The sequence below is a fragment of the Luteibacter sp. PvP120 genome (assembly GCF_054055715.1).
Genome location: NZ_JBSRXP010000002.1, coordinates 403,480 through 427,239 on the forward strand (window position 1 = coordinate 403,480; position 23,760 = coordinate 427,239).

At 64.5% G+C, this 23,760-nt stretch carries 24 protein-coding genes; 14 read left to right on the top strand and 10 right to left on the bottom strand.

What is annotated here, in order from left to right:
- Positions 1-4: 4 nt before the first annotated feature.
- The 7 genes from ACVKN3_RS05695 (at position 5) to ACVKN3_RS05725 (ending at position 6,104) form a co-directional block, all read left to right on the top strand.
- A complete protein-coding gene (locus ACVKN3_RS05695) occupies positions 5-748 on the top strand; it encodes a pseudouridine synthase (RefSeq protein ID WP_354513638.1) in 744 nt (247 codons plus the stop codon).
- A gap of 14 nt (positions 749-762) precedes the next feature.
- Positions 763-1,185, top strand: coding sequence for an alternative ribosome rescue aminoacyl-tRNA hydrolase ArfB (gene arfB / locus ACVKN3_RS05700; RefSeq protein ID WP_036138296.1), 423 nt, complete (start codon positions 763-765; stop codon positions 1,183-1,185).
- Positions 1,182-1,781, top strand: a complete 600-nt coding sequence (locus tag ACVKN3_RS05705; RefSeq protein WP_354513636.1) for a 1-acyl-sn-glycerol-3-phosphate acyltransferase — start codon at positions 1,182-1,184, stop codon at positions 1,779-1,781. Before arfB ends, ACVKN3_RS05705 begins: the two co-directional genes overlap by 4 nt.
- Before the next feature lie 38 nt (positions 1,782-1,819).
- A complete protein-coding gene (locus ACVKN3_RS05710; RefSeq protein WP_354513634.1) occupies positions 1,820-2,152 on the top strand; it encodes a hypothetical protein in 333 nt (110 codons plus the stop codon).
- 669 nt (positions 2,153-2,821) lie between these two features.
- Positions 2,822-3,859: a ParA family protein gene (locus ACVKN3_RS05715; RefSeq protein ID WP_354513632.1), complete on the top strand. Its 1,038-nt coding sequence runs from the start codon at positions 2,822-2,824 to the stop codon at positions 3,857-3,859.
- Complete coding sequence (locus ACVKN3_RS05720) at positions 3,856-4,719, top strand: SIR2 family protein (RefSeq protein WP_354513630.1); 864 nt, start codon at positions 3,856-3,858, stop codon at positions 4,717-4,719. The genes ACVKN3_RS05715 and ACVKN3_RS05720 overlap by 4 nt, the downstream gene beginning before the upstream one ends.
- Positions 4,720-5,816: 1,097 nt before the next feature.
- Entirely contained in the window at positions 5,817-6,104 is a 288-nt protein-coding gene (locus tag ACVKN3_RS05725; protein ID WP_354513628.1) for a hypothetical protein, read from the top strand.
- Here the strand turns inward: ACVKN3_RS05725 and ACVKN3_RS05730 are convergent, their stop codons facing one another.
- A complete protein-coding gene (locus ACVKN3_RS05730; protein ID WP_354513626.1) occupies positions 6,105-7,133 on the bottom strand; it encodes a LysR family transcriptional regulator in 1,029 nt (342 codons plus the stop codon).
- A gap of 134 nt (positions 7,134-7,267) precedes the next feature.
- Here ACVKN3_RS05730 and aceB point away from each other — a divergent pair, with 134 nt between their 5' ends.
- Both aceB and aceA read left to right on the top strand, forming a co-directional pair.
- Positions 7,268-8,866 carry a malate synthase A gene (aceB, locus tag ACVKN3_RS05735; RefSeq protein ID WP_354513624.1) on the top strand — a complete coding sequence of 533 codons (1,599 nt, stop codon included), beginning with the start codon at positions 7,268-7,270 and terminating at the stop codon, positions 8,864-8,866.
- A 23-nt stretch (positions 8,867-8,889) separates the two neighbouring features.
- Entirely contained in the window at positions 8,890-10,185 is a 1,296-nt protein-coding gene (aceA, locus tag ACVKN3_RS05740; protein WP_354513622.1) for an isocitrate lyase, read from the top strand.
- Positions 10,186-10,211: 26 nt separating this feature from the next.
- Here aceA and ACVKN3_RS05745 read toward each other — a convergent pair whose 3' ends face one another.
- From ACVKN3_RS05745 to ubiK, 5 genes are all read right to left on the bottom strand, one after another.
- Positions 10,212-11,999, bottom strand: a complete 1,788-nt coding sequence (locus ACVKN3_RS05745; protein WP_354513620.1) for a cation:proton antiporter — start codon at positions 11,997-11,999, stop codon at positions 10,212-10,214.
- Positions 12,000-12,243: 244 nt separating this feature from the next.
- A complete protein-coding gene (locus tag ACVKN3_RS05750) occupies positions 12,244-13,656 on the bottom strand; it encodes a peptidoglycan-binding domain-containing protein (protein WP_354513618.1) in 1,413 nt (470 codons plus the stop codon).
- 47 nt (positions 13,657-13,703) lie between these two features.
- On the bottom strand, positions 13,704-14,369 hold the full coding sequence (locus ACVKN3_RS05755) for a lysozyme inhibitor LprI family protein (protein ID WP_354513616.1): 666 nt from the start codon (positions 14,367-14,369) through the stop codon (positions 13,704-13,706).
- A gap of 134 nt (positions 14,370-14,503) precedes the next feature.
- Positions 14,504-16,003 carry a YifB family Mg chelatase-like AAA ATPase gene (locus ACVKN3_RS05760; protein WP_354513614.1) on the bottom strand — a complete coding sequence of 500 codons (1,500 nt, stop codon included), beginning with the start codon at positions 16,001-16,003 and terminating at the stop codon, positions 14,504-14,506.
- Positions 16,004-16,168: 165 nt separating this feature from the next.
- Entirely contained in the window at positions 16,169-16,435 is a 267-nt protein-coding gene (gene ubiK, locus ACVKN3_RS05765) for a ubiquinone biosynthesis accessory factor UbiK (RefSeq protein ID WP_081916803.1), read from the bottom strand.
- A 182-nt stretch (positions 16,436-16,617) separates the two neighbouring features.
- Here ubiK and glnK point away from each other — a divergent pair, with 182 nt between their 5' ends.
- Positions 16,618-16,956 carry a P-II family nitrogen regulator gene (glnK, locus tag ACVKN3_RS05770; RefSeq protein ID WP_036138319.1) on the top strand — a complete coding sequence of 113 codons (339 nt, stop codon included), beginning with the start codon at positions 16,618-16,620 and terminating at the stop codon, positions 16,954-16,956.
- Between the two features lie 15 nt (positions 16,957-16,971).
- On the opposite strand, the gene ACVKN3_RS05775 is transcribed toward glnK, so the two are convergent.
- Both ACVKN3_RS05775 and gpmA read right to left on the bottom strand, forming a co-directional pair.
- Entirely contained in the window at positions 16,972-17,499 is a 528-nt protein-coding gene (locus ACVKN3_RS05775; protein ID WP_285404327.1) for a DUF1453 domain-containing protein, read from the bottom strand.
- A 111-nt stretch (positions 17,500-17,610) separates the two neighbouring features.
- Positions 17,611-18,345: a 2,3-diphosphoglycerate-dependent phosphoglycerate mutase gene (gpmA, locus tag ACVKN3_RS05780; protein WP_036138325.1), complete on the bottom strand. Its 735-nt coding sequence runs from the start codon at positions 18,343-18,345 to the stop codon at positions 17,611-17,613.
- A 156-nt stretch (positions 18,346-18,501) separates the two neighbouring features.
- Here gpmA and ACVKN3_RS05785 point away from each other — a divergent pair, with 156 nt between their 5' ends.
- Positions 18,502-19,158 (top strand): DUF4097 family beta strand repeat-containing protein, encoded by a 657-nt coding sequence (locus ACVKN3_RS05785; RefSeq protein WP_354513611.1) that lies wholly within the window; start codon positions 18,502-18,504, stop codon positions 19,156-19,158.
- A 14-nt stretch (positions 19,159-19,172) separates the two neighbouring features.
- Here ACVKN3_RS05785 and hemF read toward each other — a convergent pair whose 3' ends face one another.
- Entirely contained in the window at positions 19,173-20,075 is a 903-nt protein-coding gene (hemF, locus tag ACVKN3_RS05790) for an oxygen-dependent coproporphyrinogen oxidase (RefSeq protein ID WP_354513609.1), read from the bottom strand.
- A 92-nt stretch (positions 20,076-20,167) separates the two neighbouring features.
- Positions 20,168-20,875, bottom strand: coding sequence for a YdcF family protein (locus ACVKN3_RS05795; RefSeq protein ID WP_354513607.1), 708 nt, complete (start codon positions 20,873-20,875; stop codon positions 20,168-20,170).
- Between the two features lie 115 nt (positions 20,876-20,990).
- Between ACVKN3_RS05795 and ACVKN3_RS05800 the strand changes: the two genes are divergently transcribed.
- The 3 genes from ACVKN3_RS05800 to ACVKN3_RS05810 are packed head-to-tail and all read left to right on the top strand — an operon-like array spanning position 20,991 to position 23,748.
- Positions 20,991-22,181, top strand: coding sequence for a beta-ketoacyl-[acyl-carrier-protein] synthase family protein (locus tag ACVKN3_RS05800; protein WP_036138332.1), 1,191 nt, complete (start codon positions 20,991-20,993; stop codon positions 22,179-22,181).
- Positions 22,178-22,981, top strand: coding sequence for a beta-ketoacyl synthase chain length factor (locus tag ACVKN3_RS05805; RefSeq protein WP_285404333.1), 804 nt, complete (start codon positions 22,178-22,180; stop codon positions 22,979-22,981). Before ACVKN3_RS05800 ends, ACVKN3_RS05805 begins: the two co-directional genes overlap by 4 nt.
- A complete protein-coding gene (locus tag ACVKN3_RS05810) occupies positions 22,978-23,748 on the top strand; it encodes a glycosyltransferase family 2 protein (protein ID WP_036138337.1) in 771 nt (256 codons plus the stop codon). The genes ACVKN3_RS05805 and ACVKN3_RS05810 overlap by 4 nt, the downstream gene beginning before the upstream one ends.
- Positions 23,749-23,760 lie beyond the last annotated feature (12 nt).

Sequence of the window (23,760 nt, forward strand, 5' to 3'; positions counted from 1 at the left end):
CGACGTGCTGGATATCCTCTACCAGGACGACGACATCGTCGCCGTCAACAAGCCGGCCAACCTTGCCGTGCACCGGTCCACCTTCGTCGGGCCGGACGATGCGTTCCTGATCGACCTGCTCCGCGAACAGGTGGACGGCCGCCTGCACCTGGCGCACCGGCTGGATCGCGCCACCTCGGGCGTGCTGCTGGTAGCGCGATCCTCCGAAGTGGCCGCGCAACTGGGCGAGCAGTTCATGGGCCGCAGCGTGCGCAAGCGATACCTCGCCGTGGTGCGTGGCTGGCCCGATCCCGAGGAAGGCACCATCGATTATCCGTTGCCGGGGTCGCGCGATACCGGGCCGCGGCGCGAAGCGAGCACCGAGTATCGCCGGCTGGCCACGACCGAGGTGGCCATTCCCCTCGGACGATATGAAGCGCAACGCTATGCGCTGATGCTCGCGGAGCCGCGCACCGGCAGGTTCCGGCAGATCCGCAAGCATTTCGCGCACATCCATCACCCGCTGGTCGGCGACAGCCAGCACGGGCGTGGCGACCACAACCGGCTGTTCCGGCAGCACTTCGCCTCGCATCGCCTGCTGCTGCACGCCGCCTCGCTGGCCTTCGTGCACCCCACGGCGGTACGACCCATGTGCATCGAGGCACCCCTGGACGACACCTGGCATCGCCTGATCGCGCGCTTCGGCTGGCAGGACGCCTACACCTGGCCTGCCGCGGTGCACGAAGGGAATGGATCGGGCGGCTGCTAGAATCCGCAGCCACCATGCTCATCGTCACGTCATCCATCGCCATTCCCGACGCCGAACTGATCGAGCGCTTCACGCGCGCCGACGGCCCGGGAGGCCAGCATGTCAACCGGACGGAAAGCGCGGTCGAACTCCGCTTCGATATCGCGTCGTCGCCGTCGTTGCCCGATGCGGTGCGCGAGCGGCTGCTGGCGCGGGGCGACCGGCGCATCACGGATGCCGGCGTGCTCGTAATCCAGGCGCGCCGGTTCCGTGAGCAGGCACGCAACCGCGACGACGCGCGGGACCGCCTGGCGGAGATCGTGAGGGCGGCCACCGTGGTCGCGAAGAAACGTGTGGCGACTCGCCCTACACGTGCCTCGAAGGAGCGCCGGCTGGCGGGCAAGACCCAGCGCAGCCAGACGAAGAAGGGCCGCTCGAAAGACTGGAGCCACGATTGAGCCTGCGCCCCGTGGACGGCATCCCCGTTCTGGGGCCCCACGTCCCCACGTTGCCGGTGTCCCGCTGGATGCGTTTCTGCCGCTGGGTGATCGCGCGCAGCGGCTGGCGCGTGGTCGGTGAGTTTCCCGACCTGCCGAAGCTGATCGTCATCGGCGCGCCGCATTCGTCGTACTGGGACGGCGTCTGGGGCCTGCTGATCAAATCGGCCATGGGGCTGGATGTCGGCGTGATGATCAAGCGTGAGGTGCTCAATGGCCCCTTCGGACCGATCGTGCGTCGCCTCGGCATGATTCCGATCGACCGCTCCGCGGCCGCCAACGTGGTCGACCAGATCGTCGGGCGATTCGCCACCCACGACGCGATGTGGGTGGCTATCGCACCGGAAGGCACGCGCAAACCGGTGGCACAGTGGAAGTCCGGTTTCCTGCGCATTGCCCACGCGAGTGGCGTGCCCATCCAGCCGATCTTCATCGACTATCCGAGCCGGAGCTTCACGCTTGGTCCGTTGGTGCATGCCACGGGGGACATGGAGGCGGACATGACGAGTATTCGCCGCCTGTTCGTGGGTTATCGCGGGAAGCACCGCGGGGCCTGAGGTCAGCCCAGACCGCGCGAATGACGCACGGATTACACATGCTCCGTGCCAAATCGTTCGTCACCGCGATTGATAGCTTCCGGGCCCGAGGCGAGGATATGAGGCACGTATTCTTGGCGATGCTGCGCCAATTGCTACGACAAACGGACTATCCGCCCGCCTATGTTGGACACAAGGTTGATGCAAAGGCCGGTGCCGCGAGAGTTTTCGATATCGATTTCCGCCGAGCGAGGTGGCGCGATGGCCAGAGCACCCGCACCCAGCTCTCGAAAACCTTAGCGCATCTACCGACGCATCGCGTCATCTTCCTGCTCACTGGACGGGCGTTTAGAGACATTATTACACCGCTGCTTCGGCCGGCCCGCGATTGACTAACGCCTGCATCAACCTCGGACGACAAGGAGTTTGTCTATTCGTTCTTTCGCTTAACAGCATTTCAAGACGCGCTCGTGGTGAACGATAAAATCCCTCCGTTTGCGAACTTGCGGAAGAGGTCATTCACAAACACAGCATCCAATGGCGGTTTGACGCGAGTCCTGACATCCTTGCGCTTCTGAAGATCGTGGACTTTCGGCGGAACGCTTTTCACCGCGCGGATGAAAGAATTCACCAAGTATCGGAATGGTCCCGGGTCATGATGGTTTGCCTGCATTTGATGCAGGCGCCAACGATACTGCTGCTAACGACCAACGACAGGGCCAGCCGTTCATGATCCCCAACATGGAGAGTTCCTTTACCTTCATGGGTGAGCTGGCCGCAAGCATAGTAAATTGACTTCATGCCTGACGCCAAACGCACAAGTCGATTGTCTCTAACGCTCAGGCATCACGCCGCCGGGTCCAAGGGCGCCGCGGCGATCACGGTGAGCCGGTCGTCTATTGGGCACTCCCCTCGGCTGCTCGCCTGCCGGGTTGCCTTTGAAGAGTACCGAAAAAGTGCACTATCCGGCCGGGTCTTAGGCGCGATACCGGGCAAGAAATGAAATAGACTCGCATCAGCGGCCTGTGGCCGTCCGAACGGACTTCGGCCTTGGGGGGCGAATGAAATCTGTAGCTATGTTCAATAACAAGGGGGGCGTCGGCAAGACGACTCTCCTATGTAATCTCGCCGCCTGTCTTGCCATCGCGATGAAGAAGCGCGTCCTCGTTGTGGACTGCGATCCGCAATGCAATACCACTCAGCTAATCATGGGGGAGGCATACGCGGCATCGTTTTACTGGGACGATGCCCATCCTGATAAGTTCACAACGATTGCAGATGTACTTGGCCCAATCAAAGACGGTGATTCAGATATAGCCGATGCCTTCGAACCCATTCCTCAGACCAGGAATCGCTTCAAGGTAGACCTCATCGCAGGTCATCCGACAATGTCGTTTCTAGAAGATAAGCTTAGTGAGGCGTGGACGAACGTCACTGCGGGAGATATTGGCGGCTACCGAAAAACTAATTGGGCTCGTAGCCTCTGCCAACGGTTCGCCTGCGATTACGATGTCGTTCTGTTCGATGTCGGACCATCACTAGGCGCGATCAATCGAAGCGTTCTTCTCGGCTGCGACAATTTTGTCACCCCGATGGGGACGGATATCTTCAGCATCCTCGGGATCAGGAATATCGCTCAGTGGCTTGGGGAAGCGATACGTGATTACGAGCACAGCATCGAACGCTGCGAGCATAGAGCACCCGGTGGATTCGAACGTTACGGCATTCCAAAGCGCCCCAGTATCGCTAACGGCTTCGCCGGTTACACATTGAATCAGTATCAAAGCCGGTCAAAAGGCGGAGAGAAGGTGCCGACTGAGCGATACGAAGAAATCATACGGAAGGTCCCGACCGAGATTGACGGCCTCCTTGATCAGTATGGATCGATTGGCTTGACACGAGAGCACGCAAAGCTGGGCGACGTTCCGCATCTCTATAGCCTGATCCCGCTAGCACAAACTAGGGCCTCGCCCATTATGACGCTCGCCGCAAAGGACGGCATCGTCGGTTCTCAATACAAGATGGTCGAGAACTATCAGGCCATCGTCTCAACAATTGCCGCTAACTTCCTCAGAAATATTGGCGAGGCAGCAGTATGATTGCTTGGGGTGATGCGCTCGTAAAGGAGCTTGCCGCCAGGAGAGTCATTATCTTCTTCGGCGCCGGCGCGTCCGCTAGCTGCGTTTCTCCAAATACCAATGTAAAACCGCCCAACTGGAAGGCGCTTCTCGAGATGTTGAATGCGAGGAACGGCGATGAGGATTCAAAAGCGGTCGCCGCTGGACTGATCGCCGAACGAAGGTATCTCGATGCTGCCGAAGTCATCGTGTCCAGCCTTAATGAGGCGGACTACCACGATGAGATGCGCAGGATCTTTGAGCTTCCGCGCTATGAGAAGTCGAGAATTCACGAAGCAATTCTTTCCATTGATCCCAAAGTGGCTATCACCACGAATTTCGATACGGTCTATGATACCTATTGCCGAAGCGGCGCCGCGGCAGAAGGCTATAACGTATTCAAGTACACGGATACTCACCTCGTATCGCAGTTGAGATCCCCTATTCGCTGTGTAGTAAAAGCGCATGGATGCATCACGACGCCGGAACGAATGGTCTTAACACGCACCGACTTCTTTAGGGCGCGCCAGGACGCAGCGCATTTCTATAAGACGCTGGATGCCCTCTTTCTCACGCACACGATTCTTTTTATTGGCTATAACCTGGACGATCCAGACATACAGATGGTGCTAGAGAATGCCAACATTGCGGCTCCATCAAGCCACAAGCATTACTTCGTTTGCGCCGCAGGAACGCCGGACGCTGTGAAGCGAAGTAAATCTGCTTCCTACAATCTGCACTTCCATGAGTTTGCGCAGGGCGACTACGACGACCTTGAAGAATCCCTCATGGCCCTCGCCGAACGAGTTGGTGCTTACCGCGAGCTCAATCCGGCCGTCTAGCTTGAAGTGGGCCCTAGGTGGACGCAACCGGATCACTACTCACGTTTTCCGCGAGCCCTGGCGGCCTTCACTCTTCGGATTTGACGAAAACGCCATCCTCGCTGATCACAATTCTCAACATGACCTCGCTCGCCACTAAAGCCTCAGGCGCCAACGTGACTTCCGGAAAGCCAAGTCACTGCTTCAACTGCCAGTCACCACCTCATTCCATGGCACTTCTCAGATGGGATACAGCAACGTGGGCCTGCGCCTGGTCAGTCTGTGCCCTTCGGCGTTGAGGCACACAGTCGGGGAGAGCTCCGCATTGCCCGAACGAAGGATGAAACGGAGCTTCTTTAGGGCGCAACTTGCGCAGTTGTGAGTCCGGAAACAGTGGCCTCGAGCCCACCGATGAACCAGCTTCCAGCTTCGCGCTTGAATTGCTCGTCATCACCTTGGCGGTCCCTAAGGCGTACCTATCCCGGCGGCGAGGTGATCGAGATAAATGCGTAACGCCCCGTTTGCGATCAGGCGTCTGAACCGACGCCCGGTGAGGGTTAGGGTCAATGTCAAGGTTATGGTCTCCCATGACACGGGCACCCTACGGCGACAGCCGGGGCCCGCCAAGCGAAACCGCGCGGCATGCAGCGGCAGCGTGCATGCCGCCAGTAAGACTGGTCTACCTCCGATGACGCAACAAGTCTGAGGATGTTCGACGTGTTTCATGAGCTAGCGCCTAGAAGGGCCTTAGTGCCAACTGTGACATCACTGACTCGCCGGTAGCGAGTTCTGTCAGCGAACACGCCTTTGTTTGTAAGGCCAACGACTGGTGTCTTTACCCACGAAACAGCAGCGTCCCCCGACCTAATATCGGTGGATGGACCTGCATTTTTCTCGGTGCCGCGATGGCATGCTCAAGGGAACGAACGGTCGGCAGCGTGCCTATGAGAACGAACAGCGCCGTCAGGACACCTGCGAAATTTAGTGCCGGTTGGCAGCTACAGCGGTCGCGACGCAATGAATTCGGTTATCGGAACGCGCCGATCGAGGGCGGGGTGGCCGCAGATGTTGCAAGAGAGCTTTCGGTCTCGCTAAAGCGGTAGCTAGCCGCCGTCAACATGCGCTCGATAAATCCGCTCGAGCTTAGCCGCCTGTCGGGGATGCTTCACCACGAGGGCTATTTGTCTCATGACGCGTGGTCACAACTTGGCGAATTTCAACTCGACTACAAGACTCCCATCAACCCCGCTGCCCTCGCTAAAGAGGCCCTCAGGACGATACGTGGTGTGGATGACGCGAAATATGCACTCGCCATTCGTCAGTACGACGCGGGGATCGATGCGGCGCAAGGCCTGACGGAACTCACGGACTATCTAAGAAATCACCTGGTCGATCTTTACGCCTGATCACCGACCGGAGTGCCCCGATTCGTCGTAATCCCGGTGCGTCAGCAGGCCCGGCCGGATGAGATCGATGAAGGCGCGAGCCTCGGGGCTGAGGAACTTGCCCTTGCGCATCACCACGCCATAACTGCGCTGCGGGAAATACTGGCGAAGGTTGCGCACGGCGAGCGTTTCGCGATCCGCCTCGGTGATGCAGATGCCGGTGACGATCGAGATACCGAGTCCCATCGCCACGTACTGCTTGATCACATCCCAGCCGCCCACCTCGATCGCCACCGTGTAAGGCACGTGGCGCTGCTGGAACACCATGTCGACCAACCGGAAGGTGGTCAGGCGCTGCGGCGGCAGGATCAGGCCGTAGGGTGAGAGGTCTTCCAGTCGGATGTCCTGCTTCGCTGCCAGCGGGTGGTCCGGCGGCATGATCAGCATGGGGTCGTAGTGGTACACGGGCGCCCAGGCGATGTCGTTGGGCACGTCCAGCATCGAGCCGATGGCGATATCCGCCTCGTCCGCCCGTAGCAGGGCCAGGCCGTCCTTGCCCGTCACGTTGGCCAGTTGGAGATGCACCGAGGGGTAGCGTTCGCGGTAGGCCTTGACCAGCTCGGGCAGCAGGTACTGGATGGTGGACGATCCTGCGGCCACGGTCAGCTTGCCGCTGTGGGTGATGCGCGTCTTGGCCTGGAACTCGCGATCGAGGTTCTCAAAGCCCTCCACGAGCGGCCGGGCCATGGCGTAGAGCGCTTCCCCCGCGTCGGTGAGGGTGACGCGGCGACGTGTGCGCTCCAGCAAGGGCATGCCGAGCTCGCGCTCCAGCGCCTTGAGCTGGAGGCTCACCGAGGGCTGGGAGAGGAACAGGGCCTCGGCGGCGCGACTCAGCGTTCCCAGGCGAATCGTATAAACGAAGGCACGCAGCTGCTTGAGTCGGTTGCCCTTGTAGTAGAAGCGCGCAGGCGTATCGATCCCTGGGGAAGAGGCTGCCTCCAGAGCGCTGCCCTTCCTCTTCCTAAACCGTACCGGCGGTTTCTTAGTCATATTTTATCTTTCAAACCATGAGCTTAAATTTGTCATTAACTTTGTTAATAGATGTATTTGAAACATATGCTTTGTCAACATCGTATCTGCAGGACTAGCGTGGCTTCCACCCCCGCTATCCCGAGGCACGACCCATGGCTGTTCCCGAAAGCGCGATCGATAGCCGAGGCGGCATACGGTTCGACCCTGCCGCGAATGCCTACGACGACATCCTGACCCCGGAAGCCGTCGCCTTCGTCGCCGACCTGCACCGGCGCTTCGACGGCAGGCGACTGGCCCTGCTGGCCGAGCGCAGCGCACGGCAGCAGCGCTACGACGCCGGCGAGCTGCCCGATTTCCGGTCGGACACGGCCGCCATTCGCGAAGGGGACTGGCGCATCGGGGCCATTCCGGCGGTGCTGCAGGATCGCCGGGTGGAGATCACCGGCCCGGTGGAACGGAAGATGATCATCAACGCGCTCAATTCTGGCGCGAAAGTGTTCATGGCGGACTTCGAGGATTCGAGCGCGCCCACCTGGACCAACCAGATGGATGGCCAGCGCAACCTGCGTGACGCCGTGGACGGCAGCATCGCGTTCACCAGCGCCGACGGCAAGGTATACCGCGTGGGCAACGATCCCGCCGTGCTGATGGTCAGGCCGCGCGGCTGGCACCTGCCCGAGCGCCACGCCGAGGTCGACGGCGACGTGGTCTCCGGCGCGCTGGTGGATTTCGGGCTGTTCGCGTTCCACAACGCCCGAACACTGCACGAGAGCGACCGCGGCCCGTATTTCTACCTGCCCAAGCTGCAAAGCATGGAGGAAGCCGCGCTGTGGGAATCGGTGATGGCCCACGCCGAGGATCGCCTCGGGCTCCCGCACGGCGCCATGAAGGCCACCGTGCTGATCGAGACGCTACCCGCCGCCTTCCAGATGGACGAAATCCTGCATGCCTTGCGCAGCCGCATCGTCGGACTGAACTGCGGCCGCTGGGACTACATATTTTCTTACCTGAAGACCTTCCGCGCGCATGCCGACCGCCTGCTGCCGGACCGTGGCCAGGTGACCATGACCGTGCCGTTCCTGAAGGCCTATTCGGAGTTGCTGATCCGCACCTGCCACAGGCGTGGCGCCTTCGCGATGGGCGGCATGGCCGCGCAGATTCCGATCCGGGGTGACGACGACGCCAACGAAGCTGCCATGGCCAAGGTGCGTGCCGACAAGCTTCGCGAGGTGACCGCCGGCCACGACGGCACCTGGGTGGCACATCCGGCGCTCGTGCCGGTGGCGCAGGCGATCTTCGATGCGCATATGCCCACGCCGAACCAGCTGCATGTCTCCCGCGATGATGTCTCGGTGTCGAGGGAACAGCTGATCGCACCCGCGATCGGCACCGTGACACGCACGGGTTTCGACAACAACGTGGAAGTGTGCCTGCGCTATACCGCGGCATGGCTGGACGGCCAGGGTTGCGTGCCCATCCATCACCTCATGGAAGACGCCGCCACGGCGGAAATTGCCCGGGCGCAGTTGTGGCAGTGGCTGCATCACGGCCCGCTGGCCTTCAGCGACGATGCGCATATCGATGTCGCCCTGTTCGACCATGCGCTGGCCGCGCACGCCCATCGCTTGCGCGACAGCACGCTGCCCGGTGCCTCGCGTGCCGACGATGCGGCTGCACTGATAAGCGCACTCACCCATGCCGACACCTTGCGCGACTTCCTCACCCTGCCCGCCTACGACCACCTTGCCTGACCGAACTCCAAGGAATCCGAACGATGAAGACGCACAACGCCGAGCACATCACCCTGGACTGGACGAACAACGATCGCTGGCAGGGTATCCAACGGCCCTACACCGCCGACGACGTGGTGAAGCTGCGCGGCACGATCCAGGTGGAACACACGCTGGCGCGCCACGGTGCCGAACGCCTGTGGCGCGCACTCCACGAGCGGCCTTATGTCAACGCGCTGGGCGCGCTCACGGGCAACCAGGCCATGCAACAGGTCAAGGCCGGCCTGCAGGCGATCTACCTGTCCGGCTGGCAGGTCGCGGCCGATGCCAACACGGCTGGCGCGATGTATCCGGACCAGTCGCTGTATCCGGTGGACTCGGTGCCCAACGTGGTGCGCAAGATCAACAAGACCCTGTTACGCGCGGACCAGATCCACCACGCGGAAGGCAGGCACGGCATCGACTGGCTGGTGCCGATCGTGGCGGATGCCGAGGCGGGCTTCGGCGGCGTGCTCAACGCCTATGAGCTGATGACCCATATGATCGAAGCCGGCGCGGCCGGTGTGCACTTCGAGGACCAGCTGGCCAGCGCCAAGAAGTGCGGCCACATGGGTGGCAAGGTGCTGGTGCCGACACAGGAGGCCGTACAGAAACTGATCGCCGCACGACTGGCCGCGGATGTGGCCGGCGTGCCCACGCTGATCGTGGCGCGCACCGATGCGATGGGTGCCGCGCTGGTCACGTCGGACGTGGACGACCACGACAAGCCGTTCCTGACCGGCAAGCGCACGGTGGAGGGATTCTACGAAGCCAGGCAGGGCCTCGACCAGGCGATCAGCCGCGGGCTCGCGTATGCGCCTTATGCCGACCTGCTCTGGTGCGAGACTTCCACGCCGGACATGGACGAGGCGCGGCGCTTTGCCGAAGCCATCCACGCGAAGTTCCCCGGCAAGAAGCTGGCCTATAACTGCTCGCCCAGCTTCAACTGGAAGAAGAACCTCGACGAGGACACCATCGCCACCTTCCAGCAGAAGCTGGGGGAACTGGGCTATGCGTTCCAGTTCATCACCCTGGCGGGCTTCCATGCGCTCAACCACTCGATGTTCCAGCTGGCGCGCGGCTATCGCGATCGCCAGATGGCCGCCTACGTCGAACTGCAGGAGGCAGAGTTCGCGGCCGAGAAGGACGGCTATACGGCTGCCCGCCATCAGCGGGAAGTGGGCACCGGTTACTTCGACACGGTCAACCAGGTGATCGCGGGATCGCTCAGTTCATTGTCGGCGCTGAGTGGGTCCACCGAGGAACACCAGTTCCATCCGGCGTCGGCCTCGGCCGCCTGAGAAAGGAGGGGGCGCCCAGCAACGGGTCAGCGCGGCGGCGGCACCAGCGCGATCACCGTCCAGCCGGGGCGAGGCTCGAGCGAGTGCTTGCCGGACGCGATCCGCAGGTCACCCCTCTCTTCCACGCCGAACAGCGGCACGGTACGCGAGCCGTATTCCTCGATGAAGTGCGGCCAGTCGAAGGTCTCGGTCATGCGCGTGGACTTGATCCGCCACCCCTCGTGCAGCAACTCGGCGAACCGCGCGTGGGTCATGTCTTCGGCAAACAGCGCCGTGGCCACCAGGCTGCCGGCGAGGGAGGCGCGGCCATGGCTTTCCTCGATCGACAGGTTGCGCAAGCGGAACACCTTGTCGCGGCCGAATTCCTCGCGGTAGTGCACGCTGGCGAGCGAATTGAGCTCGCGATGCGTCGACACCGCCAGCAGGTGGCCGATGCCCGCGAGGTCCAGGTTGCGATCCGCCGCCTGCGACGATGGATTACCGAAGAAGGTGGACAGCCCCGCCATCCGCGCCGTGCGAATGCCGTTCCAGTCATCGTCGGCCACCACGACGCGCAGCCCCTCGATGGCGGCAAGCGAGCGAGCGATCTCCAGGGCCACGATGTCGGACCCGTAGATCAGCACGCCGCGCGGCTCCGGATCGGCGACCTTCAGCCAGCGCGCCAGCGGACGAGCGGTGGCGCTCTGGAACACCACCGTGCCGATGATCATGAGGAAGACCAGCGGCACCATCTTGTCCGCACCGGCCATCCCTGCCTTCTCCAGGCGAATGGCGAACAGAGCCGACACCGACGCCGCGACGATGCCCCGCGGCGCCACCCAGGCGATCAGCGCCCGTTCGCGCCACGACAATCCGCTGCCCAGGCTGGCCAGGAACACCGAGAACGGCCGGATGAAAAGCTGCGCGACGAAGAAGATCAGCACGCCACCCAGCAGCGCGCCGTCGGGCAGCGGCCAGTCGAGTCGCGCCGCCAGCAGGATGAACAGCATCGAGACCAGCAGCGTGGTCAGGTGCTCCTTGAAATCCATGATGTCGTCGATGTGCACATCACGCATGTTGCCCAACGCGATGCCCATGATCGTCACCGCCAGCAGGCCCGATTCGTGCGCGAACGTGTTGGACAGGGTGAATGCCGCGAGTACGGCAGCCAGTGTGCCGAAGTTCTGCAGGTACTCGGGTATCCAGTGGCGCCGCAGCAACGTGCCATGGATCAGCGCCGACAAGCCACCCACGATCGCGCCGCACGCGATGGTGCCGAGGAAGACCTGGATGGAGTGGCCCTCGCGGTGCGACACGATCGCCTCGTACACCAGCACGGCGAACAGCGCGCCGATCGGGTCGATGACGATGCCCTCCCACCGCAGGATATTGGCGATGCGCGCATTGGGCCTTACCGTGCGCAGCATGGGCGCGATGACGGTCGGCCCGGTGACGCAGGTGAGCGCGCCGAACAGTAGCGCCAGCTCCCAGCTGAGCCCGCCGATCCAGTGCGCCGCCGCAGCCAGCAGCAGCAGGGCGATAACCGCGCCGTAGGTGACCAGACCGCGGACGGCGTTCCCGATGCCCTTCAATTCACTAAAGCGCAGGGTAAGGCTGCCCTCAAAGAGGATCACGGCCACCGCCAGCGACACCACGGGGAAGAGAAGGTCGCCCATGACTTTGTCCGGCTTGAGCAATCCAGTCACGGGTCCGGCCAAGATGCCGGCCAGGAGCAGAAAGAGGATCGCCGGCAGGCGCACCCGCCAGGCCACCCACTGGCAAAGGAAGCCGATGCCAAGCATCAATGTCAGCAGGATGCCGAGTTCGAGTCCCATGTGATTCCCTGTGCCTTGGAAAGAAAAAACGGCCAACGCCGAAGGCGGGCCGTTAAAGAAGAGCATAGGGAATCGTTGGTGAAGATAAAGGCCGGGCCCCGGTGCTGGAGCGGGGGGAGGGAGGGGTTCCAGCACCGGAGCGGGGCAAGCAGTTCATTAGAGAACCGCCTGGTACAGAATTATCCGCGCGGTCGCGGCATTCGTCAACTGGTCAGTACATGAAATAAGTTTAAGGTGGTGCAGCCTACATGCCCGGTGCAACGGCCGGCTGGCGGACCGCTTGCTGTTCGGTCTGCTCTTGCGGAGCGGCAAGCCCCGGCGCCTGGCCTTGCCTCGCATTCGCCTCCTCGAATGCCTGTGTGCTCCGGGCAAGCGGGGTATTGACTGCCTGCGCTGTCTCCACCTCCGCAACACGCCTGAAAGGCGAGTTCAGCTCGCCCTGGATGGCCCATGCGCGGGTGCCATCCTCACTCAGAACCACCTGGTCGATACGACTCAAGCCTTCCGCCTGACCCTTCGCGACGAGCGAGCCGGCAAAGTTCGCACTTTGCTGGTCGGGGGTGCGCCCGTGTGCTTCATCGACGCGATGGACCGCCGCCAGGGCCTGCGTATACATCGCGTTGCCGGCGTGGCCGGGTTGGTCCATGGTGGCGGCCTGCATGTCGTTGCCCGCTACCGTGCTGCGTAGCACGCTGGCCGCGCCCAAGGCGCCCAGGGTGTCCTTGCCTGCAACGCCGTCGGCTGACAGAGCGTGATCGCGCTGGAACGCTTCGACGGCATGGCGCGTTGCCGGCCCGAAGTCGCCATCCGCATGCAGTGGGCGGCCCTGGGCGTCCTTGTAGCCTAGCGTGCTCAACGCAGTTTGCATGGCACGGACGTCGGCGTCATCGTGCATGCCCTCGCGCAGGGTAGCGTCCCGTACGGTCCCTGCCGATGACGGACCAGGGGCGGCAGGCGCACCGGGTAGCGGCTGACTCTGGCCGGTGCCGAGGTGCATAGCCGTCAATGCGTTTTCAAGCCGCGTTTCGCGATTGGCCACCGAGGTAGGATGGTCCACACCATAGCGCGTCGCGTTGATGAACGTCTGGATGTCTTCGCGCGTGATCGTGTCGCCATGCAGTTGCACTGTTCCGCCTGGAAGCGTTACCGGGTTGCCTGCCAGGTATGCGAGCATCGAATTCTTCGGCGCCGCTGCGTTGTCTATGCCGCTGATGGTGAACTGGTTGTCGTAGTCGGCAAGGGCCAGCTGCAACGCCGGGTCGGCCGCGATGGCGTTACCCACGGCGGGGTTCTTCTGCTGGACTCGATCGACGACATCGCTGACGCGACTGGCGGCCACATCGAGCTGCGAGTTGGTGAATGCATCGAGCCTTGCCTGCGGAATCGCCTGGAGCTGGGCGTTCAGGCCGGAAAGCTCCTGCTGGCTGAGCCCACCATGCTGCGACAGGGCCTGAATCTGCTGCTGCGAAAACCCGTTTTCGCGCAGGAAATCCTGGACGCCACCATGGTCGGTGCGTACATCGAACTGCAGCATGCCAAACGAATAAGAACTCTTGTCGCCGCCTGCATAGCTGAAGGTATTGAGTGCCGACGCGTTATTGCCGTTCTCAGTGGAGAACAGCATGGTGCGCAGCTGGTCGGTGGTCATGTCCGTCATGATCGTAACTCCTGATGCTCGATGAATCGGTGGATGGAACGGGTTCGTCAGCCTCCGAAACACTGACTGTTGGTAAACTCACGCAAGGCTGTTGCTGAGTCGTCGGTCGACGGTTCCAGAGCAAAGTGGCCGACCATCTCGTCATTGCAGATGCGCACACGCTGGCGCGCGGAACCGGTCTGCAGCGTACAGAGGGCACCATAACTGTGATTGCCACCGGACGTACCGCTGGGCAGGTCGATAAGCCTGTCGCACCCGAGGATCCGACCGGGCTTCTTGTTCTCCGCCAACGACTTGTTGAACGCATCCACGCGAGCCCCCGTATCGCGCATCGTGATGACGCTGCGGCACGATTTCCCCTCGGGAATGTCGCACTTCGATGTATCGGCGATGTACTTGTCGTTCGTGGACAGCATGGCGATACGAGCCTCGTAGGCACGCGTGAGGCATGTGCCATCCGTGCATACGTCGCGCACGTACCGATTCCAGTGACGCTGTTCGGTGACGAGCGTTGGCTTGCTCGAAGGCGCGGCGGCGGCCATCGCGTCCTTATAGGCTTGCTGAAGCCGTGTATCGAGGCTGGACAGGGCGCTGTCGGCACAAATCGTCTTCTCGGTCGGTGTGCTGGCCTTCGCGCAGTCGAAACTGGCGGCAAAGCACGTCGGTGAGACCATGACCAGGGTGGCGAGGGCAAGCCAGTGAATGCGACGCATGTTTTCTCCTTGGAGCATCAGATACGACGGCTCATGCCGACGGGCAAGCAAGCGGCGGAGCATACCTGCTTGCGTCGTGGGAATAAGCGAAACCAGCCATGGATAAGACATGGCTGTCTGCCTGATCGACTTTTTCAAAACCGCCGGTAATGCAGCGCCTCAGCCAGATGCGACTGCTCCACACACCCCGCCCCGCCCTCCATATCGGCGATGGTCCGCGCCACGCGCAGAATCCGGTGGTACGCCCGCGCCGACGCACCCATCGTGTCCAGGGTTTCCTGCAGCCATTCCCGCTCCGCCGATGGCAGGGCGCAGTCGCGCTCCAGGTTGACCACGCTCAATTCCGCGTTGGCCTGCCCGGCGCGCAGAAGCGCTTTCTCGCGGGCGTTGATCACGCGCGCACGCACGGTGGCGCTGTCGTCGTCTCGTGGACCACGCATGGCCGCGAACTCGGCGATGGGCACGCGGGGTACTTCCACGCAGAGGTCGATGCGATCCATCAACGGACCGGAGATGCGCCCGCGATACCGATGGATCTGGTCGGGCGTGCAGCGGCAGGCGTGTAGCGGATCGCCGGAGTAACCGCAGGGGCACGGGTTCATGGCGGCGACGAGCTGGAACTCGGCGGGGAACGTGGACTGACGGGCCGCCCGCGAGATGACGATCTGTCCGGACTCGAGCGGTTCGCGCAGGACTTCGAGGACGTGCCGGCTGAATTCGGGCAGTTCGTCGAGGAACAGAACGCCGTTGTGCGCCAGCGAGATTTCACCCGGCCGCGGGCTGGAGCCGCCGCCGACCAGGGCAACGCCCGAGGCGGTGTGGTGCGGTGCCCGGAAAGGCCGCCGGCGCCAGCAGGCCGGATCGATGGCTTCGCCGGACAGCGAACGGATGGCACAGCTTTCCAGCGCCTCCGATTCGGTCATGGGCGGCAAGATGCCCGGCAGCCGTTCGGCCAGCATGGTCTTGCCCGTGCCCGGCGGACCGATCAGCAGGATGTGGTGGCCGCCAGCCGCGGCGATCTCCAGCGCCCGGCGTGCCTGGTACTGGCCCCGGAGGTCGCGCATATCCGGGCCGCAGGCGGGCTGGTCGTGGAAATCCGCGGCCGCCGGACTGACGAGCTCCACCTGGCCGCGCAACCAGGCACAGACCTCGGCAAGACTGCCGGCGAGCAGCACGTCGCCCTCGCCGATGAGGGCCGCCTCGGCGGCATTGGCCAGCGGCACCACGATGCGACGACCGCTGCGCCGGGCGCGGATCAGTGCCGGCAGGATGCCGGGCACGGCCCGCAACTCGCCGGAGAGCGCCAGCTCGCCCAGGAACTCGCAGTCGTCCAGGCGTTCCCGCGGCACCTGCGAGCCCGCGGCGAGGATACCCAGCGCGATGGCCAGGTCGAACCGGCCGCCGTCCTTGGGCAGTTCGGCGGGCGCCAGGTTCACGGTGACCCGGCGACTGGGGTACTCGAAATCGGTGTTCTGGATGGCCACGCGGACGCGATCGCGCGCTTCCCGTACGGCGGCCTCGGGAAGCCCGACGATGGAGGTGGACGGCAGCCCGCCGGAGAGGTGCACCTCGACGATGACCTGTGGCGCGGTAACGCCTTCCTGCGCGCGCGATAAGGTGACGGCGAGGCTCATGACAAGGGATATCGTAACCGGTTACGCAAACCGGTGGGAGGCGAACGTCTGCGATCCTGTAGGGATCCGGCGCTCATTAGCCTCTCCTTGTGCCCGGCGTGGGAAAAATAACCGCCCCCGACCGCTCTCGGGGTGAGGGTGACGGATCAGGGGCGGTCCCGGGCCTTACGGCCTTCCTGGCTGGCCGTGCTGCGCTACGCTGACTTCCAGGTCGGCGAGGCGCTTTTCCAGAGCGTCGAGCTTTTCTCGCGTACGAGCCAGCACCTGGCTCTGCACATCGAATTCTTCACGAGTAACGAGATCGAGGCGGCGTAGTCCCTGCGCCAGAATATCTTTGAAGTTGGCGTGCATATCCTCACGCGCTTGCGCCAACCCTGGCGGAACCAACGATGCCAACCGCTGTGCGAGTTGATCGATACCCTGCACATCCATCTTGCGCACCCCGATGTCGTGGAAAGAAGTTTAGGTGATTCATTTGTAGGCGCTATAGGCCTACGCCTACACGGCGTGTAGGGTTTCCCCTACAAAATGCCTCGGGCAGACGATAACCGATCGCGGATGGCACAATGACCGCCTGCGCGCCGGTAGCCGGACGTGCCCTTCAGGAGTGTTACATGAAGCTGGTCGTCGCCATCATCAAGCCGTTCAAGCTGGACGACGTCCGCGAGGCCCTCGCCGAGGTCGGTGTCCAGGGCGTCACGGTGACGGAGGTCAAGGGTTTCGGCCGGCAGAAGGGCCATACCGAGCTCTACCGGGGTGCCGAGTACGTGGTCGACTTCCTGCCCAAGATCAAGCTGGAGGTGGCCGTGGCCGACGACCAGATCGAGCGCGTGGTCGAGGCGATCCAGGCCGCGGCCCGCACGGGCAAGATCGGCGACGGCAAGATCTTCGTCAGCCAGCTCGACCAGGTGGTGCGTATCCGCACCGGCGAACTGGACAACGACGCCCTCTGACGGCGTCGTTGACGATCAGACGGCGGGAGCCAGCCGCTTGAAGCGGCGGTGGTGCAGCAGGATGCCGGCGTAGTACGCCGCGTAGTAGCCCAGGGTCAGTCCTACCACCAGCATGGTCAGCGGGCTGTTCCCCGGCGGCGGCGTGTGGGCCGCCATCGGCACCGCGCCCTCCACGACCGGGGCCAGCACCAGGAAACGCCAGGCCATGCGGCCCACCAGCAAGGCGGTCAATGCGGCACCGATCCAGGGATTGGGGACGTAGAAGTCGCCGCCGTCCGGCGTGGATTCGAACCGGGTCAGCCGCAGCCCGATCAGGGCCAGGGCGCTGCCCAGCACGATGCCGCCCAACGCCCCCTCCCCCAGCCGGATATCCTGCAGGCCCGAAAGCATCGCGAAGCAGGCGACCAGGGCGAAAATGACCACGCGGGCGGTCATGCGCTTCGTCCGGATGGGCTGCCGCCCGAAGCTGCCACGAACCCGGCGGTAGACGGCGAAGGCCATCAACGGGGCGACGATGAACGGGATAGCGGCGGGAGCAAGCATGGGATGGCCTCGGCAGGGGTGGACTGTGGGCTCACCTTACGACCGGGGCCGGCCCCACGGCAGGGCCGGATGTGAGGGTTTCGAGGTGACGTATGTCAGGTAAGGGGCGACTTACTTCGCCTTGCCCTGGTTGGCCACCGCGGCCATCCGGGCTTCGATGTCGGCCTGGTCGCCCAGGTAGTAGTGCTTCACGGCCTTCAGATCGGCATCGAACTCGTACACCAGCGGAATGCCGTTGGGGATGTTGAGCTCGGCGATATCGTCGTCGGAGATGCCGTCGAAGTACTTCACCAGAGCGCGCATGGAATTGCCGTGGGCGGCCATGAGGACGTTCCGGCCCTCCCTGATCGCCGGGGCCAGCACCTCGTGCCAGTACGGCAGCACGCGGGCCACGGTGTCCTTCAGGCACTCGGTCAGCGGCACGTCGATGCCCTCGTAGCGGGCATCGTCGGCAAAGGCCATGGCACCGGCCTCGAGCGCCGGGGGCGGCGTGTCGTAGCTGCGGCGCCAGACATGGACCTGGTCGTTGCCGTACTTCGCCGCCGTCTCGGCCTTGTTGAGGCCGGTCAGCGCACCGTAGTGACGCTCGTTGAGGCGCCAGTCGGTAACCACCGGAATCCACATCAGGTCCATCGCGTCCTGCGCATGCCACAGGGTGCGCACGGCGCGCTTGAGATAGGACGTGTGCGCCACGTCGAAGGTGAAGCCGGCTTCCTTCAGGAGGCGACCCGCCTCGCGGGCCTCGGCCACGCCCTGCTCGCTCAGGTCGACATCGGCCCAGCCGCTGAAGCGGTTTTCGAGGTTCCAGGCCGACTGGCCGTGGCGGATCATGACAAGCTTGTACATGGCATCCAACGTCGGGAAGAAAAATCCGATGGTGGAACCTCGCCCGCGAGGCGTCAACTTCGACACGCGTGGGGCATCCCTGTCGGAAGTCACGCTAAACCTTACGACGCCCGCGCGCATCTCAGGTGTCCTAGTCCACTGCCGGAGTGCCGCACCATGCGTCGTACCCTTCTTTCCCTCCTCATCGCCTTTTCCGTGGCGGGCGCAGGCGCCGCGATGGCCGCCGACGACATCAGCAAGATCAATGGCACCGCCTCGGTCGACGCCGGGCAGACCGCTGGCGACGTGCACACGGTGAACGGCTCGGTGAAGATCGGCGCGCGCGCCACCGTGGAAAAGGCCAGCACGGTCAACGGCTCGATCGACCTCGCCGAGGGCGCCACGGCGACGGAGGTCAGCACGGTCAACGGTTCCGTGTCATTGCATCCGCAAACCCGCGTCAGCGAGGATCTGCACACCGTGAACGGCCGGGTGCAGCTGGAGCGCGGCGCGGACGTCAAGGGCAAACTGTCCAACGTCAACGGCGAGATCTCCCTCGACGGCGCGCATGTCGGCGGCGGCATCGAGACCGTCAATGCGGATATCACGCTGGACGGCGGCGCGAAGGTCGAAGGCGGGATCCTGGTGAAGAAGCCGAGGATGGGCTGGCACAGCAGCAACGACAAGATCCCGACGATCGTGATCGGGCCCCATGCCGTGGTCCAGGGCCCGCTGACCTTCGAGCACGAGGTCAACCTCTATGTCAGCTCCTCGGCCAAGGTCGGCAAGATCGAGGGCGCGACGCCGCAATCGTTCTCGGGCAGCGCGCCGTAACCCGAACCGCGGACTCAGATCCAGTCGCGCGGCTTGAGGTATTCGGACAGCCGGGCCTCGGCGGTGTCCGCTTCCGGGGTGTAGGCGTACTCGAAGCGGACACGCGGCGGCAGGCTCATCAGGATGGACTCGGTGCGCCCGCCGGATTGCAGGCCGAACAAGGTGCCGCGGTCGTAGACCAGGTTGAACTCGACGTAGCGGCCGCGCCGATAGAGTTGGAACTCCCGTTCGCGCTCGCCATAGGGCGTGTCGCGACGGCGTTCGACGATGGGCAGGTAGCCGTCGAGGAAACCCTGGCCGACGTCGCGCGTGAAATCGAGGCAGCGTGCAAAGCCGCCTTCGTTGACGTCGTCGTAGAACAGGCCGCCCACGCCACGCGTCTCGCCCCGGTGCTTCAGGTAGAAATACTCGTCGCACCATTGTTTGTAACGCGCGTAGACATCGTCGCCGTAGGGTGCGCACAGGTCCCTTGCCGTGCGATGCCAGTGACGCACGTCGTCGTCGAACGGGTAGAACGGCGTGAGGTCGAAACCGCCGCCGAACCACCAGACCGGCTCCGCGCCTTCCTTCGATGCCTCGAAATAGCGGACGTTGGCATGGGTGGTCGGGATATACGGGTTACGCGGGTGAAGCACCAGCGACACGCCCGTGGCGACGAAACTGCCACCGACCAGGTCGGGCCGATGCGCCGTCGCGCTGGGCGGCAGCTGCGAGCCGGAGACGCGCGAGAAGTTCACTCCCGCCTGCTCGAACACCGCGCCGTCGCGCAGCACGCGGGTGCGGCCACCGCCGCCGGCGGGGCGCGTCCACGCGTCTTCCTCGAACCGCGCGGTGCCGTCGATGGCTTCCACGGCGGCGCAGATGCGGTCCTGCAGCCCGCGCAGGAACGATTCGGCTAGGTCGGCTTGTTCGGACATGGTGCGGGGGGCCTTTTACGAGGGATACCCCGAAGCTTAGCAAGACGCGGCGACGCCCCTGCTGCGGCACGCGGCCGCGCGACGGTGACGCATCAGGAAATGCGCGCGGCCATCCGCCGATTGCCGGTGAGCGACGCCCAGCGCATGCCGACGTCGATCCACATCAGGTAACCCGCTTCCATCAGCATCCGCACGATATAGCGGCCGGACAGCGCCAGACGGGGCTCCGCCGCGATGGGCGCGGCATCGAAGCCGAGCCGTCGCGCCAGGTACAGACAGCGGGCCAGGTGATAGCGGCTGGTGACCAGCCAGACCGCAGGCAACGGCGCCCCCTGAGCGGGGCGCAGGAGTTCGCGCGCGTGCCGCAGGTTTTCGAGGGAATCGATCGACAGCTGCTCCAGCGTCACGGCGACCTCCGCGGGCCACTCGCCGGCCGCGGCCAGCCAGCGTCGGCCGGCCTCGGCTTCGCTGATCGAACCGCCGCTGCTGCCGCCCAGCAGCAGGACCCGGTCGGCCCGGCCGGCCAGCACGTTGTCCCGGCCCCGTGCCAGGCGACCGGTGAAATCCGCCTCCGGCCGATCCTCGACCAGCATGCGCCCGAAGATCAGCAGCGCGCGGCGCGTGTTGCCGAGAACGGGACTGCGCCATGCGATGCGCCACACGTTGACCAGATGCGCCACGTAGACCAGGCCGAGGCTGCCGACGAAGACGACGAGGGTCACCCCTGCCGCGACCAGGATGTCGCGATCGCTCAGGTAGCGCCAGACGCCGCGGCGGAGGGGTTTGAGTAAGCCGGCCATAGGCAGCGGAGTCTGGCCACTCGGGCCGCGCGACGCAACGACATGGCACCCCTGCGACCCTCGTTCACGCGACGCTGCGCGCTAAAAAGGATAGGCTCTTCACATGCCTCATCCCATGCCCCCCCTCGCCATACGCGCGTACACGGCGACCTCCGCGCTGGGTCGCGGTCTCGACGCACACGCCGCCGCCATCGCCTCGTCACAAGGGGGCCTTCGTCCGAACGACTTCAGTTCCGCGCCGCTACCGTGCTGGATCGGGCGCGTCGACGGCCTCGAAGACGAACCCCTCCCACCCGAATGGGCCGGGTGGGACTGCCGCAACAACCGGCTCGCCTGGCTGGCCCTGCAACAGGATGGTTTCGCCGGTGCCGTGCATGCGGCACGCGAGCGTTATGGCGCCTCCCGCGTCGCCGTGCTACTGGGCACCTCCACCGCCAGCATCGGCCTGACCGAAGAGGGGTACCGCCGCCTGGACGACGGGCGCATGCCCGCGGACCTGCGACGCCCCATGCTGCATACCCCGCATTCGCTGGCCGGCTTCGTCGCCACCACGTTCGCGCTCGAGGGTCCCTGCCTCACCGTCGCCACCGCCTGCTCGTCCAGCGCCAAGGTGTTCGCCAACGCGGAGCGGATGATCCGGCTGGGCCTGATCGATGCCGCCGTCGTCGGCGGTACCGACACGCTATGCGACAGCGTGTTGTTCGGCTTCAACTCGCTGGAACTGGTCTCGGCGTCGCCGTGCCAGCCGTTCGACGCGGAGCGCGCCGGCATCTCGATCGGCGAGGCCGCCGGCTTCGCCCTGCTGGAACGTGCCGTGGAGGGTGAGCACCTGCCGCTGTTGATCGGCTACGGCGAGGCCAGCGATGCCCACCACATGTCCACGCCCCATCCCGAAGGCCTGGGCGCCGAACTGGCCCTCGACGACGCCTTGACCCGCGCCGGCCTCGTGGCGACGAAGGTGGATTACATCAACCTGCACGGCACCGCCAGCCAGAAGAACGACGAAGTCGAGGCCGCGCTGGTAGCGCGCCGCTTCCCCGCCACGACGCGCGCCAGTTCGACCAAGGGCTTTACCGGACACACCCTGGGTGCCGCCGGCATCCTCGAAGCCGCATTGACCCTGCTCGCGATGCGCGACGGCGTCGTGCCGGCCAACCTCGGCGCGAGCGTGCCGGACCCGCTGTGCGGTCCGCAGATGGCCTGGCAGCGGGAGACCGCCGATATCCGCTTCGCCCTGAGCAATTCCTTCGGCTTCGGTGGTAACAACGCATGCCTGGCATTCGCACGCGCCGGAGAACCGGCATGAGCGCGGCGCTGACCGTATGGGTCAAGGGCGTCGGCCTGTGGGCACCCGGCGTGGCGAACTGGACGAGCTTCCTCGCCGTCGTCAACGACGGTGCCGCGCCCGAAACGGCCACGACGCGTCCCACGGCGGACGTCCTGCCGCCCAACGAACGCCGGCGTGCGCCGGAAAGCGTGCTGCTTGCCGCCGCCGCCGCCGGACAGGCCGTGCAGATGAGCGGCTACGATGCCGCCTCGCTGCCCTGCGTGTTCGCTTCCGCGCACGGTGACCAGGCCATCACGGACTACATGTGCACCACCCTGGCCAGCGCACCGACCGAACTGTCGCCGACGAAATTCCACAACTCGGTGCACAACGCCCCGGCCGGTTACTGGACCATCGCCACGCACTGCCATGCCAGCTCCAGCGCGATAACGGGCGGTGAGGCTACGTTCGGTGCCGGCCTGCTCGAAGCCGCCACGCTGGCGGTCGCGGACGACCGGAGCGTGCTGCTCGCCAGCTACGACATCGCCGGCACCGGGCCGCTAGGCGAGATGACCAGCAGCACCGGGCCCTTCGCCTGCGCACTGGTGCTGTCGCCCCATGAAGACCGTTCCGCCATGCGGCTCGACCTGATGCCCACCGTGGGCAACAGCGCCCATGAGCCCTCGGGCGATCCATGGATGGATGCAGTAGCGGCGAGCAATCCTTCCGCCCTGGCGCTGCCGCTGCTGCGCGCCCTGGCCCATGGCCGCCCCACCGCCCTGCGAGTGGCGGCCGCCCAGGGGCTTGACCTGCATATCGATCTGGAGATCTCGGCATGACCGCGGCTGGTGAACGCTTCTGCATCCTCATTCCCTGCCTCAACGAGGAACGCGCCATTGCTCGCGTCGTCGGCGAGGCCCTGGAACTGGGCCTGCCTGTCATCGTCGTCGACGACGGATCGGACGATCGCACCCCGGATATCGTCGGTGCGCTGCCGGTCACCCTGCTCCGCCACGACACACGGCGGGGCAAGGGCGAAGCGTTGCGTACCGGGTTTCGCGAAGCGCTCAGGCAGGGCATCGACAACGTGATCACGATGGACGGCGACGGGCAGCATCGCGCGTCCGACATTCCGGCGATCCTCGAGGCCAACCGGCGTTATCCGGGCAGCATCGTGATCGGCGCGCGGCTGCTCGCGCGCGACCAGCAACCGCCGGGTCGCCGCCGGGCCAATGCCGTGGCCGACTGGGGCATCTCGTGGGCCTGCGGCCGACCGGTGGCCGACACGCAGAGCGGCCAGCGGCTCTACCCACGTGCCGCCATCGAACTGGTTGACCTGCCGGCGGAGCATTTCGTCTTCGAGGCCGCGCTGCTGATCACCGCCTGCCGCGAACGCGGCATTGGCGTCGTCTCCGTGCCGATCGCTTCGCGTTACGAAGGCGAGTTCCGGCTCAGCCATTTCCAGCCCGTACGCGACGTCACCCGTATCACGGTCTACACGATCGGGCGCATCTTCCACTACGGCAATGTCATGGCCTGCTACCGCTCGTCACGCGCCCACCCCGTCGTGGTCGATGCCGGCAGCGCCGCGCACCCTTCGCATTGATCCCCCGCACCA

Excerpts from the sequence above, each read along its gene's own strand:
- ACVKN3_RS05730 (WP_354513626.1), bottom strand. The coding sequence starts at position 7,133 with ATGACTAAGAAACCGCCGGTACGGTTTAGGAAGAGGAAGGGCAGCGCT.
- ACVKN3_RS05795 (WP_354513607.1), bottom strand. The coding sequence starts at position 20,875 with ATGGCCGGCTTACTCAAACCCCTCCGCCGCGGCGTCTGGCGCTACCTG.
- ACVKN3_RS05810 (WP_036138337.1), top strand. The coding sequence starts at position 22,978 with ATGACCGCGGCTGGTGAACGCTTCTGCATCCTCATTCCCTGCCTCAAC.
- ACVKN3_RS05720 (WP_354513630.1), top strand. The coding sequence starts at position 3,856 with ATGATTGCTTGGGGTGATGCGCTCGTAAAGGAGCTTGCCGCCAGGAGA.
- aceB (WP_354513624.1), top strand. The coding sequence starts at position 7,268 with ATGGCTGTTCCCGAAAGCGCGATCGATAGCCGAGGCGGCATACGGTTC.
- aceA (WP_354513622.1), top strand. The coding sequence starts at position 8,890 with ATGAAGACGCACAACGCCGAGCACATCACCCTGGACTGGACGAACAAC.
- ubiK (WP_081916803.1), bottom strand. The coding sequence starts at position 16,435 with ATGGATGTGCAGGGTATCGATCAACTCGCACAGCGGTTGGCATCGTTG.
- ACVKN3_RS05805 (WP_285404333.1), top strand. The coding sequence starts at position 22,178 with ATGAGCGCGGCGCTGACCGTATGGGTCAAGGGCGTCGGCCTGTGGGCA.
- ACVKN3_RS05715 (WP_354513632.1), top strand. The coding sequence starts at position 2,822 with ATGAAATCTGTAGCTATGTTCAATAACAAGGGGGGCGTCGGCAAGACG.
- ACVKN3_RS05775 (WP_285404327.1), bottom strand. The coding sequence starts at position 17,499 with ATGCTTGCTCCCGCCGCTATCCCGTTCATCGTCGCCCCGTTGATGGCC.
- ACVKN3_RS05755 (WP_354513616.1), bottom strand. The coding sequence starts at position 14,369 with ATGCGTCGCATTCACTGGCTTGCCCTCGCCACCCTGGTCATGGTCTCA.
- ACVKN3_RS05760 (WP_354513614.1), bottom strand. The coding sequence starts at position 16,003 with ATGAGCCTCGCCGTCACCTTATCGCGCGCGCAGGAAGGCGTTACCGCG.
- ACVKN3_RS05745 (WP_354513620.1), bottom strand. The coding sequence starts at position 11,999 with ATGGGACTCGAACTCGGCATCCTGCTGACATTGATGCTTGGCATCGGC.
- ACVKN3_RS05785 (WP_354513611.1), top strand. The coding sequence starts at position 18,502 with ATGCGTCGTACCCTTCTTTCCCTCCTCATCGCCTTTTCCGTGGCGGGC.
- gpmA (WP_036138325.1), bottom strand. The coding sequence starts at position 18,345 with ATGTACAAGCTTGTCATGATCCGCCACGGCCAGTCGGCCTGGAACCTC.
- ACVKN3_RS05750 (WP_354513618.1), bottom strand. The coding sequence starts at position 13,656 with ATGACGGACATGACCACCGACCAGCTGCGCACCATGCTGTTCTCCACT.
- ACVKN3_RS05710 (WP_354513634.1), top strand. The coding sequence starts at position 1,820 with ATGCTCCGTGCCAAATCGTTCGTCACCGCGATTGATAGCTTCCGGGCC.
- ACVKN3_RS05725 (WP_354513628.1), top strand. The coding sequence starts at position 5,817 with ATGCGCTCGATAAATCCGCTCGAGCTTAGCCGCCTGTCGGGGATGCTT.
- hemF (WP_354513609.1), bottom strand. The coding sequence starts at position 20,075 with ATGTCCGAACAAGCCGACCTAGCCGAATCGTTCCTGCGCGGGCTGCAG.
- glnK (WP_036138319.1), top strand. The coding sequence starts at position 16,618 with ATGAAGCTGGTCGTCGCCATCATCAAGCCGTTCAAGCTGGACGACGTC.
- ACVKN3_RS05800 (WP_036138332.1), top strand. The coding sequence starts at position 20,991 with ATGCCCCCCCTCGCCATACGCGCGTACACGGCGACCTCCGCGCTGGGT.
- arfB (WP_036138296.1), top strand. The coding sequence starts at position 763 with ATGCTCATCGTCACGTCATCCATCGCCATTCCCGACGCCGAACTGATC.